Raw genomic sequence first — 17,959 nt, 5'->3', positions numbered from 1 at the left:
TATTGTTTTATTCAACACTAATACTGTAATTTATACATAATGAATATCGTTTTATAGCAATGAAAATATTTTCTTTATCAAATAAACCCTCTACATGATTTAAAGTTATTTTTCATTTCCACGGAAATAATTAAAGAATATTCAGAAAATAACATTTGTAGTAGACTCATATTTATAGTCAAAGCATTTTCGATAGAGCTCTTTTATTTCATCATAAGATGGAACTCGTGGATTGTTACTTGGACTCCCACTTTCGATAGCATCTTTCGCCATTTTAGAAATAGCATTTTCAAATTCTACTTCATCAATTCCGTATTCTCTTAAATTAGGAATACGAAGATCAAAACAAAGTTTCTTAATTTCAGCAATCGTGTAGTTCGCTACTTCTTCATTAGAATGAGAATACAAATCTTTGTTTAAGCTACGTCCTACTTCCGCTAACCTTTTTATTGCACTCATTTTTGTAAACTCTAAAACTGCAGGTAATAGTATTGCATTCGATATTCCATGTGGCACATGAAATAATGCCCCCACTGGACGAGACATACCATGCACTAATGTAACAGATGCATTTGAAAAAGCAATCCCAGCTTGTAATGAAGCAATCATCATTGCTTCCCTTGCTTCCATATTATCTCCATCTTCATATGCGATACGTAAATATTTCATAATGCTTTCAATAGCTGAAAGAGCAAGAACATCTGTAAGAGGTTGTGAAACTTTAGAAATATAAGCTTCAATTGCATGGCATAATGCATCTACTCCCGTTGCTGCAGTAATATGAGGTGGTACCGAACTTGTAAAAATCGGGTCTATTATCGCAACATGAGGGATAAAGCTTGGATGTTTTATCATCATTTTCACATCTGTTTTTTTATTCGTAATTACTGCTACACTTGTTACTTCCGATCCAGTACCAGAAGTCGTTGGGATTGCGATTAGCGGTAGTGGATTGTATTCTATTTCTATATCCTTTTGGACGTAATCTTCAATTTCTCCACCATTTGTATATAACACTGCTACTGCTTTCGCAACATCAATACAACTTCCTCCGCCAATACCTATGATAAAATCGTTTTTTCCTTCTTTACAAATAGATAACGCTTCTAATACGTGTAAATTTGTAGGCTCAGTATTTACTTCATTGTACGTAATAACAGTAATCCCTTTCGCATTTAAGTGCTCCACACATCTTTCAACATAACCCAACTTCTCCATAATTGTATCACTTACAATAAAAGCCCTTTTCCCTAACTTTCTTGATTGATCCCCTAGTTTTTCAAACGAATTTCTCCCATATAATACAGACTTCGGCATACGAAACTCAGCAACTTCTTGCAAGTACTCCACCCCTTCTATCTATAATAAATATTTGCAACTACTTAGCCATGCATTTCATTCAGAAGTTTGATAAAGTGTATTATTCCAGTTAAAATAAGCCCCCTTATTAACTATAGAAAGTTGTTTTCATTTTTCAGCATATAGATTGCTGCCATGAAGATAAAAATGGACCTACACCTTGCTACCTTTCTTTGTTTTAAAACTTTGCGCGTGGCAGGAAAGGCCCTGACCGCTCCTATACATAGCCAGGTCCTCTCTCGACCAACTTAAAAAACTTTTCTGCCGATTTTTCATAGAGTGACTGAGTAGTTACAATAAATATTTTATTATGTAAAATATCAATCTGATAAATATTTTCTTTTCGTATATTAACTAGTATTAATAGATTCCTGTTAAAGTATAGAACGCGATGACTGCAAATACAGCGACCGTTTTCAAAACTGTAATAGCAAATATATCTTTATATGACTGTTTATGTGTTAATCCTGTTACCGTTAGAATAGTAATAATTGCACCATTATGTGGTAATGTATCCATTCCGCCTGATGCCATTGATACAATGCGGTGCATAACTTCTAATGGAATATCATATTGATTGGCCGCTGCAATAAATTTATCTCCCATCGCACTTAAAACAATCCCCATTCCTCCTGATGCTGATCCAGTAATACCAGCCAAAATATTCGTCGTTACTGCCCCATTCACTAATGGATTCGTGAAAGTTGCAGAGATGCTATCTCTCATAATTGCAAAACCTGGAAGTGCTGCAATAACACCGCCAAATCCAAATTCAGCTCCTGTATTCATTGTTGCAAGTAGCGCTCCACCAATACTTGTATTCAATCCAGCTTGAAATCCAGTTACTACTCGTTTCCAATATAATAAAAGCGTTGATAAAATCCCTATAATAAGTGCCAATTCTACAGACCAAATTCCAACTACCGCACTTAATTCTACTTTTCCAAATGCTTTCATACCAATAGCTGAGAAATCAAAACCATTTGGATACCACTTTGGTATCATGATTGTGAAAACTTTATTCATTACACCTACTAAAATAAGTGGTACAAACGCAATTACTTGCTGTACTCTTGTGATTTCAATACTGCTTAGTATCGGTATATCTTTTTGTTCTAATTGTAAAGATGCTGCCATTTCAGACTTTCCATCGTTAAAACCAAAATACCCTTCTCCTGCTGCTTTTGCCTTCTTACGCCTACTCTCTAAATAAAGTAAACCTAACGTTAAAACAAAAATTGCGCCTAAAATACCAAGTATCGGTGCTGCATAAATATCAGTTTTAAAAAAAGTTGTAGGTATTACATTTTGAATTTGTGGTGATCCAGGAAGCGCATCCATTGTAAATGTTGCTGCTCCAAGAACGATTGTGCCAGGGATTAAACGCTTTGGGATATCCGCTTGTCGAAACAACTTAGCCGCAAACGGAAATATAGCGAATACCACTACATACACACTAACACCGCTATACGTTAAAATAGCTCCCATTAAAACAATCGCTAAAATTGTACGTTTTTCTCCAACTAACTCTACAATCGTCTTTGCGATGGAATCAGCGATTCCTGACATTTCTACTACTTTCCCAAATATTGCTCCAAGTAAAAACACAGGGAAATATAATTTAATAAACCCTACCATTTTCTCCATAAAAATATTTGAAAAGAAAGGTAATACAAAACTAGGCTCTGTCAAAAATACCGCAAATAATGCAAAAATCGGTGCGAATAATATTACAGAAAATCCTTTATATGCTACAAACATGAGTAAACTAAGTGCTAATAAAATAATAACTAGCTCCAATTATAACCCTCCTTTTAAACTGAAAATTCAATCTTTTGACAACGAACTTTCACTAGTATTTCGAAACCTTTTATTTCATGACATTCCTCCTCTTTTTATCCCGCTATTTGCGGGCAGTATGACTCCCATCTTAAAATTCGGCGAATGCGCGGAAGCTAGGCGAGAGATCAACTGCCCGTAAAAGCTCGATTGGTGAGGGCTGATAATCAGTGGAGGATGGACAAAACCTCCACTGATTAAAGTTTCACTTTATTACAAATTTTTCATGCTAAAATTGTCTAATTATAGTATTCGATTACATATGTAAAATCCCTTTAAACAAAAACGATTTCATCGTCATATGTTATAAAGGGATTTCTAGGTTCTATTTCTATAATTTTATCGTACTATTCTCTATACAAAAGCTTTGTAACTCTTCGACATCTTTCACTATATGACTCGCCCCAGCATCACTCAATTCATTCTCATTACCATATCCATACAATACACCTATTGAAGCAATTCCGTTACTGTTCGCACCGATTACGTCATGCTTTCTATCACCAATCATCACCATTTCTTCTTTTTGAAGTTCTTCATTTGTTTGTAAAATATGAGCAATTATTTCTTCCTTTTTTATTCTTGTCCCATCTAAATTGCTCCCAACAATCTCTTCAAAAAAAGATGTTAACTGAAAGTGCTCTATTACTTGTTTCGCAAATACAGTAGGCTTTGAAGTTGCTACAAACAAACGATTGCCAGCATCCTTTAATTCTTGCAATAGGGTTGGAATTCCATCGTATACTTTATTCTCTAATAAACCACTTTGCTTTAAATATTCCCGAAAATAAAACACTGCTCGTTCTACTTCTATTTCATTCATATTATATCTATCTACAAAAGATTGTTGTATTGGTGGGCCGATAAATGAATCTAACTCGCTTATATTTACTTCTTCGATCCCGATTTTTTCTAACGCGTATAGAACAGAATTTATAATCCCTTCTTTCGGATCAGTTAATGTTCCATCTAAATCAAATAGAAATGTTGTATACATATTTCATTCCCCCACTGATTTTATATGTACCCCATTAAGGCCATTCTCCTACTTACACCTTTACTATACTATCACCATTCAACTTTTCAGAAAATTACTTTTTCTACCCCTTATACTTTCAGTTACAAAATCACAAAAGATATGATAAAGTGAAAAAGTTATAATTAATTTAATAGAAACTGGTGAAACACATGTCAATTACGTTAATTTTTATAATGGCTTTCACAATTGTTATCCACGCAGTTGAAACTAGCTCTTATAGTATTCGATTAGCTGGTGTACGTTTAAAAAAGATTGTCGTTGCCTTATCCATCGTAGGAATGGTACTACTTATTTCAAGAACATCTAACTTACTACAAGCTTTTTTAATTGGTGGTATTGTCGATGAAGCAAAGCTAGATTCTTCTATTGATTTAGAGCATATTATACGGCTCGTTCTATTATCTGCTTCTGTCGGTACATTGCTCGCGATTATACTCTATCCAACTTTGACAAAGCTATTTGGATACGTTATTCAAAACTTTGAAACGGATGGTTCATTCATTCGAATGATGAAGACGAATAACATTCAAAAATTAAAGTACACAAAAAAATATGTACGCTTCCCAAAATTCGAAATGATTCATCGAATGAGGATCGGTGGTATCCCAAAGCGTATTATGCTTATCAACATGTTTGCTACTGCAATTTATACAGCGGGTGTCCTTTCAGCCCTTTACGCTTCCTTTTTAAACCCAGATTACGCAACAAATGCAAGTACAGCTTCTGGCCTTGTTAATGGTTTTGCTACCATTTTATTAACAGTGCTACTCGATCCACGCATTGCTCTTTTAACAGAACGAGCTTTACAATCAGAAAAGGGTGCTGAAGCAATGAGTAAAATGTATGGCTGGCTAATGATATCTAGACTTCTCGGTACTTTACTCGCACAACTGTTGTTCGTACCAGGTGCTTACTGGATTTTATGGATTATTGAACTGATGCATTAATTTACTAGAAAGGTGAATTTATCAATGAAGATACAAACAGAGCAAGATATAATTCGCTTAATAGAAAACGACAAATGGATGATGAACGTATTACAACTAGCAAAATCACTAGAGCTACCTGATTGGTGGATTTGCGCTGGGTTTGTTCGTTCTAAACTTTGGGATACTTTACATAACTACGAAGTACGGACAGCTACACCAGATGTTGATGTCATCTATTTTGATCAATTACATAAAGATGAGACATACGAACAATCGTTAGAAACGAAACTAATGAATATGGATCCTACTATCCCTTGGTCAGTAAAGAATCAAGCTCGTATGCATGTGGTGAATAACATGCCACCATATTCTTCTGCTGTTGATGCTATTTCTAAATTTCCTGAAACAGCAACCGCACTTGGTGTTACATTAGACGAGAAGAATAATGTCATATTAACATCCCCGTGCGGAATTGAAGATGTACTTTCATTACAAGTGCAGCCTACAGCCCATTTTCGTGAAACGAAAGAACGAATACATATGTACAAAAATAGGGTTAATCAAAAGAAATGGCAAAGTAAATGGCCTAATATTACAATCACTTATCCAGAAATTTAAAATAGAGCGCTTCGCATTATACGAAGCGCTCTTTCTTTTTTAGTTCAAAAAATGAATGACTGTTTCAGCAAATCGATCAGCTTCCTCATAATGTGGTGTATGGCCACTCTCTTCGAATATGATATGCTTCCCATTTTGAGCATCTTTATTAAATGTTTCAATTTGTTTTTCACACGTTACTACATCATGTTTTCCTACAATTAATAACATTGGATTTTGTATATCTTTTATTTTAGATAATAATGACGTATGACATGCTCCCTCTGATTTTAATCTATCGAAATGGATTTTGGAACGATTTGAAAATACTTCCCACACTTCATCACTATATAAACTATCGTCTGTCTCATCTTCCTTATAATTGTAAATCTCCATTCTTTTTTCTTCTAATTCAGCGCTTACTCTTATATAAGCTTCTAACAACTCTTCTGAACTAGCATTATTAGATAAATAAGCAAAGCAGTCTTCTGCCACTAATTCTTTTCCATACTTTTTTAATAAAGTTCCTGTCTTTTGTAGTAAGGCCCTACTTGTTAATGCAAAATCGAAAGTCGGACCTTCAAATATTATTTTCTCTATTGAATTTGGATACATCGACGCATATAACAACGCTAAATATCCACCGAAAGAATGTCCAATTACAGACCATTTCTCAATTTGTAATACTTTTCTTAGTTCTTCACAGTCTTCAATTAAATCACATAGTCCAAAAGTTTCTTCTTCGGTAATTACTTCTGACCGACAAACCCCTCTTTGATCTATCATAATTACATATAAGGAATCTTTTAATCGTTCCGCTTGATGAAATGAAAAATCATAACAGCTTTCACCTGGACCACCGTGTAAAAATAATACTGGCTTATTTTTAGGACTTCCATGTGTTTCAACGTATAGCTTTTTCCCTCTAATGTTCATATATTTCCCAACTTCAATCAAATTTGTTTTTATTATCATCACCTTCTTTTTTTACTGAATATTATAACATTTAAACTTAAATAATCCCTATTACATTTAAAAATACGATAACTATCGCAAGTGGAGCTATAAATCGAAGTAAAAATACCCAGGTAGTAAATACTTTCTTTCCGTAATTTCCACCTATAAAAAATTCAGCTTCTAACACTTTCTTTTCCATTTTGAATGATACGAAAATACTAATAAATAATGCTCCGAGTGGCATTAATATATTACTAGATAAGAAGTCTATCGCATCAAAAATATTCTTCCCAAAAATCGTAATATCACTCCATACTCCAAATGATAACGCAGATGGTATACCTACTAGGAAAATGCAGAAACCGATGATCCATGATAGTTTATTTCTTCTTTCTTGCTCGCCATTTGCTAATGCTGAAACGACCGTCTCTAGTAGTGAAAATGCCGATGTTAATGTCGCAAATGTAAATAACGCAAGAAATACTGTTAAGAATAGTCCACCGAATGGAATTTGACTAAATACAGATGGCAATACGATAAATAGTAATCCAGGTCCTTCTGTTGGCTCCATTCCTAATGAAAATACTGCTGGAAATATAGCAAGTCCCGCAAATAAAGAAACGAATAAATTCAATCCAACAATCGTAACTGCTGATTTTGGTAAACTTTCTTTTTTATTTAAATACGAGCTATACGTAACCATAATCGAAATTCCTATACTAATCGCAAAGAATGATTGCCCCATTGCGAACAAAATACTTTCTGAAGTAATTTTTGAGAAATCCGGCTGTAAGAAAAACTTCACACCTTGCATCGCATCATCAAGTGTTAATGAACGAATAATAAGAGCGACAAATAATACGAACAACGCTGGTAACATATATTTACTTGCTTTTTCAATCCCATTTTGTACACCTTTTGATACAACCCATATCGTAATGAACATAAATGCAAAATGTCCGATAATGGCCCAAGTGGAATTTCCAATTGTCTCTGTGAATAATGCACTATAATTTTGTCCCGGAGTAATAAGTTGTCCAGTTACTCCTCTGAATAAATAAATTAGTACCCATCCACCTACAACACTATAAAACGAAAGTAGTATAAAACAAGTTCCAACACCAAGACGTCCTATCCAGTGCCATCCTGTATTTGGTGCGATACTTTTAAATGCTCCAACTGCTTGTTTCTGTGTACTGCGTCCAATCATAAATTCAGCAATAAGTAGTGGTAGTCCAATTAATACAGTAAATAATATAAAGATTAAAAAGAATGCTCCTCCCCCGCTCTTTCCAGCGATATAAGGAAACTTCCATATTGCGCCAAGTCCAATTGCTGATCCTGCTGCTGCCATTATAAAACCTAATTTCGAAGTCCATTGCTCCGTCTGTTTCATCTTATTTTCCTCCCATTTAAATCTTTTTATATAAATAAATAAATTTTATATACCTATCCGAATAAACCCTCCATTTCTTTTTCTATAAAATAAAAAATGGCCTAGCATCTCTTTATATAAAGAGACGCTAAGCCATTTACTTAACGCGGTACCACCCTTATTGATTCCATTATGAATCCACCTTAGTAGTAATCGTTTGATTACAAACCTAATATCGAAGGTTAACCGTTAAGATTTACTAAGAATGTGATTCCGTTCCACCTTACTGCTCCTAGGCGAGTTCAGGATGTCATTTGACTATGTCACACCAACCCATAGCTCTCTGTACAAATACATGACCTTACTACTCCTATTCAACACATTTTAATATTTAGAATATATTTTCTTTTGAAATTAATATGAAGTATATCGGTTATATTTATAACTGTCAAGGTATATATTAATTATTTTGTCGAAAAGGATTTTTATAGACTTATATAGAAAATATTTACAAATGAAATATAAAGAACATTAAAAAAGAATCTTCGCGATAATCGCGAAGATTCTTTTTTACGGTATAAGACGAGTACAATCTCTCGGAAAAGCACTCGCTTCCCTCACGTTGGATAATTCTAAAAGTCGATACACAACCCTTTCTAATCCTATCCCAAAACCACCATGTGGTGGACAACCGTATCGGAATGTATCTAAATACGATTGAAATTTATCTGGATGTAATCCTTTTTCTTTAAAAGAGGCAAGTAACATGTCATAGTTATGAATTCGCTGTGCACCTGACGTAATCTCTAGCCCTTTATACAATAAGTCAAAAGAATCAGTAATAGCTGAATTCTCGTTATTTGGCATCGTATACATTGGTCTCGCTTCTCTCGGATAATGTGTAATGAATACAAATTCACTATTATACGTTTCTTTCACATATTTCCCTAGTAACTTTTCACCTTCTGTATCTAAATCCCCTATGGGAGATTCTTTTCGATACTGACTTTTCAAAACTTCTTGTGCTTCTGATAATGTGATTTTAGGAATTTCCGCAATAACAGGTACTGTTACTTGTAATAGTTGTAGTTCTCTTTCACATTTTTCTCCTACTTGTTGAAACATATATCGTAAAACATCTGTTTCTAATTGCATCACTTCATGAAAATCATGAATAAATCCAAGTTCTACGTCTAACGATATATATTCATTTAAATGTCGTGACGAGTTATGATGTTCAGCCCGGTACACAGGAGCAATTTCAAAAACACATTCGAGTCCTCCCGCTACCATCATTTGTTTATAAAACTGTGGTGATTGAGCTAAATACGCTTCTTTTTGGAAATATGGAAGCTTAAAAACATTCGCTCCTCCTTCTGCCCCTTGCGAGACAATTTTCGGAGTAAATATACGTGTGAAATCGTTCTCTATTAGGAATTCACTAAAACTTTGAACGAGTGTCGATTTCACTTTAAAAACCGCCGCGATTCGCTCATGCCTTAATGATAATACACGCTCATTCAACAGTTGATCTAAGCCAACTTGTAGCTTCTTTTTATTTATCTCAAATGGAAGTGGCTCTGCACCATTTAATACTTTCACTTTACGTGCAAGTACTTCAATACCTAATTCTGTTTTCGGTGTCTCTACTATTTCTCCAATTATTTGGACGACACTTTCAACATCAACTTTGTATCCGGATAACTCGTTTTCTAATACACATTGAATAACTCCCGTTCGGTCCCTTAATAATAAAAAGCTAACATTTCCTAGATGACGAATCTTTTTTACCCACCCTTGTAGTAATACAACCTTCCCGCTATGCTCCGTACATTCTCGTGTGAGTGAGCGCTTCATTATTTGATCCATTATATTTCCCTCCATTAATTTTATTTTTATTTACTTTATTGTTGTTGTCGTCGTCATCATCATCCACGGTCACTCACCTCCTTTCAAAGAATACAAAAATCCGCCCCTATAAATAGGGACGGATTTTTCCGCGGTACCACCCAAATTGTCATAATGACCATCTTAGCCCTGATAACGGTAGGTACCGTTTGCTTTTACTAATTATCACGTTCAAAGCAACACTCACAGGTGTCTTTCCATCATGCGGTATCGCAATCTTCCCAGCAACCGATTGCTCTCTGTAGACCCATGCATCATGTACTTTTCCTAATCATCACTTTTTATATTTACAGAGTATTCTATCTCTTCGATTTATAAAACGCAAGCCTTTTTTAAAAATTTCTGGTTTTTTCCGAAAACTAAATTCTTCTAAATATAAATAATACGAACTGTCTACACAATTATTTTGAAATAACTTAGCCTTTTATATCCTTTTAGAATACATCATAATAATTTCCATTTTGTTACATACAAATCCAACTTCTCACGCATATTAATATCAAATTTATTGCGGAGGTGTACATATGAAAAAAGCCATTATTTTTTTTCTCTTATTATTATGCATAGTTGTAGTTAATGAAGCGTATGCTTATTCCCCAAAATCTTTACCGGTTTCTCAAAATTCTAATCAATGGCAAGTAAATATTGATGAAGTGAAAAAAACGAGTGAAAAATTGTTGCAACCTAAAAAAGGTGTATTTCAAACATATCATTTCTCTGTAAAAAATCTCGGGAAAAGTGAAGTGTATAATGTACAAGTTGAAGTTTTTCGGAATGAACCGAATACAAAAACAAAGTATGAACTCTTTTCCAGAAAAGAAGGTCGTCTAGCAAGTGGAAAAACTGGATTTGAACATGCTAACTTCCCAGTTTCTACAAAAGCAGATGAGGTTGACGTTATCATTACATGGCAAGAACACCCTTTCCGCTCTATGAGAAACGGTCAAAAAGTTGAGTCTAGAAAATTTAAAGAGCATTTTGTTTTTAAAGACGCAAAAAAGTAAATAGAATGTAGATATATTCACACTATCATTGATATAACTGTATTTACTAGTACCAGTTCTTAAGCAAATTAAAAAGTCGTGGATTATTAATGCCACGACTTTTTATATTAATTCGTACTAATTCCTCTCGCTGCCCAAATACGATCGATATCAGCAGCGTGTTGTCCACCGTATAAAAGAGCATCTGCTTGTTTAATCGCCTTCGCTCCATCACGGAATTTAGCATTTGGCGTTAATGACCAATGTGATTGTAAAATAATTTTTGTTGCTACATCACGGCCAAAGGCCTGTGCCATTTCGTATTGACCTTGAGCCCAAATTTCTCCATCATTATGCACTTCATTCGTTATATCTTTCGGGTATACTTTATTCGTATCTAATCGGCGTAAGCACGTCGGATCTGAACTAGAATAAGCGGTCGCATCCCATTCTCCAATACATGCTTTACCGTAACCTGTTGTCGATACTGCATCTTCATAAGTAGCACCTAAGAAGTCTCCAAACCCTTCTCCCATCGCTCCACCTTCTGGTGAACTTCCGAAGCCTGGTACTTGATTATCTTGAATAGAATGTCCATATTCATGCGCGATAATGCCCGCATCTTCTGCATCATCTACTCCGCCAGTACCGAAAGTTAAGGCTTTCGTTGATGGTGAATAAAATGAGTTATCATCAGTTGTACCATTTACATTCACTTTAATAGAACGATTATTAATATTGTTAATGCCCAATCCTTGAATGTAACGCTGCAATGTATCGATATGATAATACGACATAACATCTTCAAAGCTATCATTTGCACGTGTATAGTTAAATTGTAAGTTTGTAGATTTCGTCTTCGCTTTTGAAGAAATTGTAACATACTCACCAATTAAAAATCCTGTACCATCTAAACCTTTTAACGTAACAGTTTTCAGTTGATTCGTTAGTGCTGTTGAATCTGCATCATTACTATCTTTTAATCCTGTTTTACTACCACTAGATACGACAGGATTAGGTAAAAATACTTTTCCTGTTCCTTCTGCTTTTCGGTTTATATCAACCTTTTTAATTAACTTTCCATTTTCTGCATCAATGAATGTTTCCCATGCACCGAATGGATTATTAGAATGGACTACCACTTTATATACTGGAAGAGCGACACCTTCTTCAACAATATATCCGAATTCTTTTTCTGTAGGAGCCCATAGATTTTGCTCACTTTCTCCTCCAACATACGCCATCGATTTTTGTTCTGCATCTTTTCCACTAATTTTTTTCGTAACTTCCTTCACACCTGTAACAGGCTGATAATCAGAAACGGCAAGTAATCCTTTTCCCTCACCGTTAAGAGTAACTGTAATTTGTTTTGAAAATACAGGAGCACCATTAACTACTTGTTGGAACCTAACATATGAAGCTACTGATGTTTCTGTTGTAGAAATATATTGTAAGTCTGAAAGGTCCGCCTTCAATCCATATTCCGTAGCATGTCCCTTTAAATATTCAATTGCTTTTTTCTGTGGTGAATAAGCTTCTAACTTTACTTGCTGTTGTTTTTCCAGTGCCGAAACAGTAGAAATTGTCCCCATTACTAATGGCACAGTCATTGCCATTGCCACCATTTTTTTGTTTAACATAGAACCACTCCCCCTAATAAATTGAAACCTTTACCCCATTCCTATAAGGCTATTACTGTCCACAAGTAACGAAATAAAGTGAATCTACGAGTATTTCTATACGAGCAATTCTATTACCTTTCCATTTAGGGTGAGTGAAATTTTCTCAATATTTATGTATAAAATGAGAAAAATACTTTAGAAATATATTTCTTTTACCAATTTCCTTCACCTTATATTATTTTAAATAATGTATTGAAAAATAGGATATTTTTTACCTAACGGTAGGTTGAAAAAGTTACTGATGAATGCTACACTATATGTAACCTGTTTTATTAGGAGGACTTATCATGAGCAAAAGTGAAGAAACACTCTCTTCCATAGTTGGAGCAAGTTATCGACTATTTGCCAGACACGGCATTGCCAAAACGACCTATACAATGATTGCTGAAGAAGTTGGTATCGCCAAGCCATCTATTTATTATTACTTTAAATCTAAAGATGCATTAATCGAAAGTATTTTTAATGAATTATGCGAAGCGATGCAGTTCTCCTCTTTCTTCCATACAGAAGAGTTTACGAAAGAGAATTTCATTGAGAAATGTATTGAAATTGGCTTTAAAATGATAGACGAACAACAGAAAGATCCTTATTTTAATCGTGTATTACAAGAATATGTATTACTATCTTCAAGAAACGATATGTACAAAGATCGATTACTAACTGTACAAACAGAATATTTAAACGGATTTGAATCACTGCTCACAAAAGCAAATGAACTTCAACTCATTCAAAATAAAAATCTAGTTTCAAAAGCTCATATGTTAGCATTAGTACTTGATAATATCGGAAACTTCATGATGTTTGATGTAAATATGAATTATAAACAAATATGGATTGAAGCTGTCCACAGCATATTCGAAAGAAGTGATTCATATGAAAACTAAAAAACGAATTATCGGCTTAGATTTTGCTAGAGCGTGGGCGATGTTTGGAATGTTACTAGTTAATTTCATGGTGATAACAGGGGCGGAAGGAAATGGGCCTCCTCTGTTAAAAACCTTTATGTCACTTTTTGAAGGTAGAGCTTCTGCCTTGTTTGTTATACTTGCTGGGATTGGCATAACTTTAATGACTAAATCATCTGTTGCTAGCCAAGAGAAAATAAAAATCAATACCAGCCGAATATTGATTTGGAAACGATCACTATTCTTATTTATTTTAGGATTATTATTGTATGTAATGGAATGGACGGGTGATATTTTACACTACTACGGCGTTTACCTTTTCATCGCTGCATTACTAATTACTGTACGAAGAACTATACTAATATGGCTTTCTATCATTATTTTACTTGCTGCACAATATCTCCAACTTACTTTCAACGCCTTCGAAGGATGGGGAGGCACAATCCCATTTATAAACTATATAGACTTTTGGACCTTAAAAGGATTTCTTCGCAACTTACTTTTTAATGGCTATCACCCTATTTTTCCGTGGTTTTCTTTCTTCTTAATCGGTATGATAATTGGCAGGTTAGATCTTCATAATAGACAAATTAGGCATAGATTGCTCTTGCTCGGTTTAACAGTAACGTTAATTATAGAGCTATTATCCAAAGCGTTAACTCACCTTTTCATCCCATACATTGGTGAGGAAGCATCTACATTGTTATTTAATACAGGACCGATTTTACCAAATATATTATACGTCGCATCCGCTACAGGATCTGCTATTGCTATATTAATAATCTGCCTCCATCTTACTGAAAAATATGAAAAGAATTGGTTTATTACATCCATTGTACAAACCGGTCAATTAACATTAACTCATTATGTAAGTCATGTATTTATCGGTATTGGGCTATTGATTCTATTAAATAGGATCGAACATCAAACACTATTATTCGTTTTACTATTTGCTACTGGATTTTTCATTTTCAGTGTTTTATTTAGCGTGTTATGGAGAAAGAAATTTCCTAGAGGTCCTATCGAATGGATTATGAGAAAATTAGCCGGATAATCTCTTAGCATGCAAAAAGGAAGTTGGAATCATTCCAACTTCCTTTTTTCTTTAATTAGCCGCGTTTAATTTAATTCGGACTTTTGTCTCACCTAAAGAAAGTTCATCGTCCTCATTCGTTAAGTGACCAAATGTAAATTGCTTGACGAGTAAGTTTTCTTCCAATAAATCTTTATGACTCGTTAATGTTTGCTGTAGTTCTTCTTCTGTATCAAGAATTACATCCACTCGTAAATTAACCGGTAAATTCAACTGCTTACGATATTCTTGAACTGCACGAATAAATTCACGTGCTACTCCTTCTTGTAACAATTCCTCAGTTACATTCGTATCTAACATAACCGTATATTGTCCGTTAGTCGTATTTGAGAATCCTGATTTCGCAACTTTCTCTATCAATACATCTTCAGCCGTTACAACTACTTCATCTCCTGATGCTGCTTCGTAAACTGCTCTTTCTGTAGATACAAAGTTTTGTACTTCTTCTTGTGATAATTGTTTTAACCACCCGTTTACTGCATTCACATTTTTACCAAACTTCGGTCCCGCTGTTTTAAAATTCAGCTTTAATTGATATGATGTGTATTTCGATTCATCGAGTTCAACATGGAATGCTTTCACATTTAGCTCATCCATTACGATATCACGATAAGATTCCCAATCCATATCACTTTCGTTATGCTCAAGTAATACAAGCTCTGCTAACGGCTGTTTTACTTTTAATGAATGTTGATTACGATTACTTCTTCCAAGTTCAACAACTTGTAAAACAGCATCCATTTCCGCTTCTAACTTTGACTGGATAAGTGATTCGTTTACAACCGGATAATCTGCTAAATGAACGCTGCTTCCTTCTAAATTCAGATGAATATCCTCAGCTACAAACGGTGTAAATGGTGCGATTAATTTACTAATTGTTACAAGCACTTCATGAAGTGTTTCATACGCAGCTGCTTTTTCAGGATTCATACCAGATTCCCAAAAACGATTACGTGAACGTCTTACATACCAGTTACTTACTTCATCTACAAGCGCTGCAATTTCACGGGCTGCATTCGTGAACTGATAATCATCAAGTGCCGTTCTTACCTTTTTCGTTGTGCTATGCAATCTTGATAATACCCATTCATCTAATTTCGTCCGCTTTACATCATACGTTTCTGTCGGATTATACTCATCTAAATTTGCATATAAAACGTAGAAACTATACACATTGACTAATGTATCTACAAATTTCGATTTTGCTTCCAGTACGGTTCTTTCAGAAAAACGTTTCGCATTCCACGGAGCACTGTCAACGAGTAGAGCCCACCTTAGAGCGTCGGCACCAAACTTCTCTACTAAATCAACAGGATCTAGTGCGTTACCTTTACTTTTAGACATTTTCTGTCCTTCTTCATCTAGAACATGCCCAAGTGATAATACTCGTTTATATGGTACTTTCCCTGTATATAGTGCCGATACCGCTAATAAACTATAAAACCAGCCGCGTGTTTGATCAATTCCCTCCGCAATTACATCTGCTGGAAACTGTTCTTCAAATAACTCTTTATTTTCAAACGGGTAATGATATTGCGCAAAAGGCATGGAACCACTATCAAACCAAACATCAATTACTTCTGGTGTACGGTTCATTGTACTTCCGCATTTTTCACAGCATACTTTTACTTCATCCACATATGGCTTATGCAATTCTAAATCTTCAGGTGTTTCTTTCGTACTATGCTTTCTTAATTCGGCAATGCTTTTCGGTGCGAATTGATGATCACAGCTTTCACATTCCCATACGTTTAACGGTGTTCCCCAATATCTATTTCGGCTAATATTCCAGTCCACCATATTTTCTAAAAACTTACCAAAGCGTCCATGTTTCATATGATCTGGATACCACGTGACAGTATCATTATTTTGTAAAAATGTTTCTTTAATCTCAGTTGTTCGGATTAACCAACTTTCTCCTGCATAATAAAGTAATGGTGAATCACAGCGCCAACAATGTGGATAGCTATGCTCATATTTTTCTTTATGATATAGTAAACCTTCCTTCGCTAAATAACGAACGATATCAACGTCACATTCTTTTACAAACTTACCTTCAAGAAATGGTACCGCTTCTGTATACTCACCTTTTTCATCTACAACATGTAAGAACGATAACCCTTCACTTTGAACGACTTTATAATCGTCCTCCCCATATGCTGGAGCGATATGAACGAGTCCTGTACCACTATCTGCAGTAACAAAATCTGCCGCAATAACACGGTATCCATTTGTAACTTCCTTCATCGGAAACGGTGCTGTGTACGATGTATTTAATAATTCTTCACCTTTATGAACAGATAGTACTTCATAGTTTTCTTTTAGTACTTCTTGTACACGTTCTTTCGCAACAATGTACACATACCCTTCTTGTTTCACTTTAACGTATTCCATATTCGGATGTACGGCAAGTGCAACATTCGCTGGGAGTGTCCACGGTGTTGTCGTCCATCCAAGGAAATATTCATTTTCACTATCTTTCACTTTAAACTTAACTGTCGCGCTTAAATCTTTCACTGTTTTATATCCTTGTGCAACTTCATGTGAACTAAGAGATGTTTGACAGCTTGGGCAGTACGGTGAAACTCTATGCCCTTTATATAACAAGCCTTTTTCATGAATCGTCCCTAAAATATTCCATACACTTTCGATATATGGATTCTCTAAAGTAACGTACGGATCATCCATATCTACCCAATATCCAATACTCTCCGTAAATTCACGCCACTGCTTCTCATATGTGAATACACTTTCTTTACACTTTTGAATAAATGGTTCAATGCCGTACTCTTCGATTTCATGTTTACCTGAAATACCAAGTTGTTTTTCAACGCCTAATTCTACAGGTAATCCATGTGTATCCCATCCGGCTTTTCTTAAAACTTTATATCCAGCCATCGTTTTATATCTCGCTACTAAATCTTTAATCGCCCGTCCAAGTGCATGGCCGACGTGTGGTAATCCGTTCGCAGTTGGTGGCCCTTCATAAAACACAAAAGATTGTGCGCCTTCTCGATTCTGAATTGATTGCTCGAAAATACTTTGTTCGTTCCACTGCTTACGAATACGTGTTTCTCTCCCTACAGCTGACTCTTTGACATCTACTTTTTTCATGTACAATCACTCCTTTGAATTTTTTAAAAAGCACACAAAAAACCCGTCCCTATGAAGTAGGGACGGGTTTACCCGCGTTACCACCCTAATTCTATTAGCTTTTCACTAATAGCACTTAGCAACGTACTAACATACGCGTTCTTTGTAACGGTAGACATCCGTCCGAGCTTACTTTATTC

The 17,959-nt window shown here is 35.0% G+C and carries 13 protein-coding genes and 3 other annotated features (1 of these 16 only partly in view); of the genes, 5 read left to right on the top strand and 8 right to left on the bottom strand.

Going from position 1 to position 17,959, the window contains the following annotated elements:
- Positions 1-141: 141 nt before the first annotated feature.
- The 3 genes from MHB76_RS10720 to MHB76_RS10710 form a co-directional block, all read right to left on the bottom strand.
- A complete protein-coding gene (locus tag MHB76_RS10720) occupies positions 142-1,341 on the bottom strand; it encodes an iron-containing alcohol dehydrogenase (protein ID WP_340986440.1) in 1,200 nt (399 codons plus the stop codon).
- 378 nt (positions 1,342-1,719) lie between these two features.
- Positions 1,720-3,159 (bottom strand): GntP family permease, encoded by a 1,440-nt coding sequence (locus tag MHB76_RS10715; protein ID WP_002200657.1) that lies wholly within the window; start codon positions 3,157-3,159, stop codon positions 1,720-1,722.
- A 370-nt stretch (positions 3,160-3,529) separates the two neighbouring features.
- On the bottom strand, positions 3,530-4,195 hold the full coding sequence (locus MHB76_RS10710) for an HAD family hydrolase (RefSeq protein ID WP_340986437.1): 666 nt from the start codon (positions 4,193-4,195) through the stop codon (positions 3,530-3,532).
- Positions 4,196-4,386: 191 nt separating this feature from the next.
- Between MHB76_RS10710 and MHB76_RS10705 the strand changes: the two genes are divergently transcribed.
- Positions 4,387-5,184: a lipid II flippase family protein gene (locus tag MHB76_RS10705; protein ID WP_078173709.1), complete on the top strand. Its 798-nt coding sequence runs from the start codon at positions 4,387-4,389 to the stop codon at positions 5,182-5,184.
- Between the two features lie 24 nt (positions 5,185-5,208).
- Positions 5,209-5,784 (top strand): nucleotidyltransferase family protein, encoded by a 576-nt coding sequence (locus MHB76_RS10700; protein WP_340986435.1) that lies wholly within the window; start codon positions 5,209-5,211, stop codon positions 5,782-5,784.
- Between the two features lie 39 nt (positions 5,785-5,823).
- On the opposite strand, the gene MHB76_RS10695 is transcribed toward MHB76_RS10700, so the two are convergent.
- The 3 genes from MHB76_RS10695 to aspS all read right to left on the bottom strand — a co-directional run bounded on the left by MHB76_RS10695 (position 5,824) and on the right by aspS (position 9,964).
- Positions 5,824-6,738 carry an alpha/beta fold hydrolase gene (locus MHB76_RS10695; RefSeq protein WP_078173711.1) on the bottom strand — a complete coding sequence of 305 codons (915 nt, stop codon included), beginning with the start codon at positions 6,736-6,738 and terminating at the stop codon, positions 5,824-5,826.
- 37 nt (positions 6,739-6,775) lie between these two features.
- The gene (locus MHB76_RS10690; RefSeq protein WP_340986432.1) at positions 6,776-8,116 is read right to left on the bottom strand and encodes a sodium-dependent transporter; all 1,341 of its coding nucleotides are present in this window, start codon (positions 8,114-8,116) and stop codon (positions 6,776-6,778) included.
- A gap of 117 nt (positions 8,117-8,233) precedes the next feature.
- Positions 8,234-8,482, bottom strand: a binding site (T-box leader).
- Positions 8,483-8,665: 183 nt separating this feature from the next.
- Positions 8,666-9,964, bottom strand: coding sequence for an aspartate--tRNA(Asn) ligase (gene aspS / locus MHB76_RS10685; protein ID WP_340986431.1), 1,299 nt, complete (start codon positions 9,962-9,964; stop codon positions 8,666-8,668).
- Between the two features lie 111 nt (positions 9,965-10,075).
- Positions 10,076-10,287, bottom strand: a binding site (T-box leader).
- A 240-nt stretch (positions 10,288-10,527) separates the two neighbouring features.
- Between aspS and MHB76_RS10680 the strand changes: the two genes are divergently transcribed.
- Positions 10,528-11,007, top strand: coding sequence for a hypothetical protein (locus MHB76_RS10680; protein WP_078173715.1), 480 nt, complete (start codon positions 10,528-10,530; stop codon positions 11,005-11,007).
- A gap of 107 nt (positions 11,008-11,114) precedes the next feature.
- On the opposite strand, the gene MHB76_RS10675 is transcribed toward MHB76_RS10680, so the two are convergent.
- Positions 11,115-12,626 (bottom strand): M36 family metallopeptidase, encoded by a 1,512-nt coding sequence (locus tag MHB76_RS10675; protein WP_340986428.1) that lies wholly within the window; start codon positions 12,624-12,626, stop codon positions 11,115-11,117.
- A 329-nt stretch (positions 12,627-12,955) separates the two neighbouring features.
- On the opposite strand from MHB76_RS10675, the gene MHB76_RS10670 reads away from it, so the two are divergent.
- Positions 12,956-13,552: a TetR/AcrR family transcriptional regulator gene (locus MHB76_RS10670; protein WP_002202181.1), complete on the top strand. Its 597-nt coding sequence runs from the start codon at positions 12,956-12,958 to the stop codon at positions 13,550-13,552.
- Entirely contained in the window at positions 13,542-14,627 is a 1,086-nt protein-coding gene (locus MHB76_RS10665; protein WP_078173717.1) for a DUF418 domain-containing protein, read from the top strand. The genes MHB76_RS10670 and MHB76_RS10665 overlap by 11 nt, the downstream gene beginning before the upstream one ends.
- 51 nt (positions 14,628-14,678) lie before the next feature.
- Here the strand turns inward: MHB76_RS10665 and ileS are convergent, their stop codons facing one another.
- Complete coding sequence (gene ileS, locus MHB76_RS10660) at positions 14,679-17,780, bottom strand: isoleucine--tRNA ligase (protein ID WP_199710041.1); 3,102 nt, start codon at positions 17,778-17,780, stop codon at positions 14,679-14,681.
- Positions 17,781-17,835: 55 nt separating this feature from the next.
- Positions 17,836-17,959, bottom strand: a binding site (T-box leader); it runs 115 nt beyond the window's last position.

The sequence above is a fragment of the Bacillus sp. FSL M7-1345 genome (assembly GCF_038006985.1).
GTDB classification, from domain to species: domain Bacteria; phylum Bacillota; class Bacilli; order Bacillales; family Bacillaceae_G; genus Bacillus_A; species Bacillus_A cereus_U.
The sequence above is the reverse complement of the archived record's forward strand: the minus strand, read 5'-3'. Positions and strand labels throughout refer to the sequence as shown.

Excerpts from the sequence above, each read along its gene's own strand:
- MHB76_RS10665 (WP_078173717.1), top strand. The coding sequence starts at position 13,542 with ATGAAAACTAAAAAACGAATTATCGGCTTAGATTTTGCTAGAGCGTGG.
- ileS (WP_199710041.1), bottom strand. The coding sequence starts at position 17,780 with ATGAAAAAAGTAGATGTCAAAGAGTCAGCTGTAGGGAGAGAAACACGT.
- MHB76_RS10710 (WP_340986437.1), bottom strand. The coding sequence starts at position 4,195 with ATGTATACAACATTTCTATTTGATTTAGATGGAACATTAACTGATCCG.
- MHB76_RS10690 (WP_340986432.1), bottom strand. The coding sequence starts at position 8,116 with ATGAAACAGACGGAGCAATGGACTTCGAAATTAGGTTTTATAATGGCA.
- aspS (WP_340986431.1), bottom strand. The coding sequence starts at position 9,964 with ATGGATCAAATAATGAAGCGCTCACTCACACGAGAATGTACGGAGCAT.
- MHB76_RS10675 (WP_340986428.1), bottom strand. The coding sequence starts at position 12,626 with ATGTTAAACAAAAAAATGGTGGCAATGGCAATGACTGTGCCATTAGTA.
- MHB76_RS10680 (WP_078173715.1), top strand. The coding sequence starts at position 10,528 with ATGAAAAAAGCCATTATTTTTTTTCTCTTATTATTATGCATAGTTGTA.
- MHB76_RS10705 (WP_078173709.1), top strand. The coding sequence starts at position 4,387 with ATGTCAATTACGTTAATTTTTATAATGGCTTTCACAATTGTTATCCAC.
- MHB76_RS10695 (WP_078173711.1), bottom strand. The coding sequence starts at position 6,738 with ATGATAATAAAAACAAATTTGATTGAAGTTGGGAAATATATGAACATT.
- MHB76_RS10670 (WP_002202181.1), top strand. The coding sequence starts at position 12,956 with ATGAGCAAAAGTGAAGAAACACTCTCTTCCATAGTTGGAGCAAGTTAT.
- MHB76_RS10700 (WP_340986435.1), top strand. The coding sequence starts at position 5,209 with ATGAAGATACAAACAGAGCAAGATATAATTCGCTTAATAGAAAACGAC.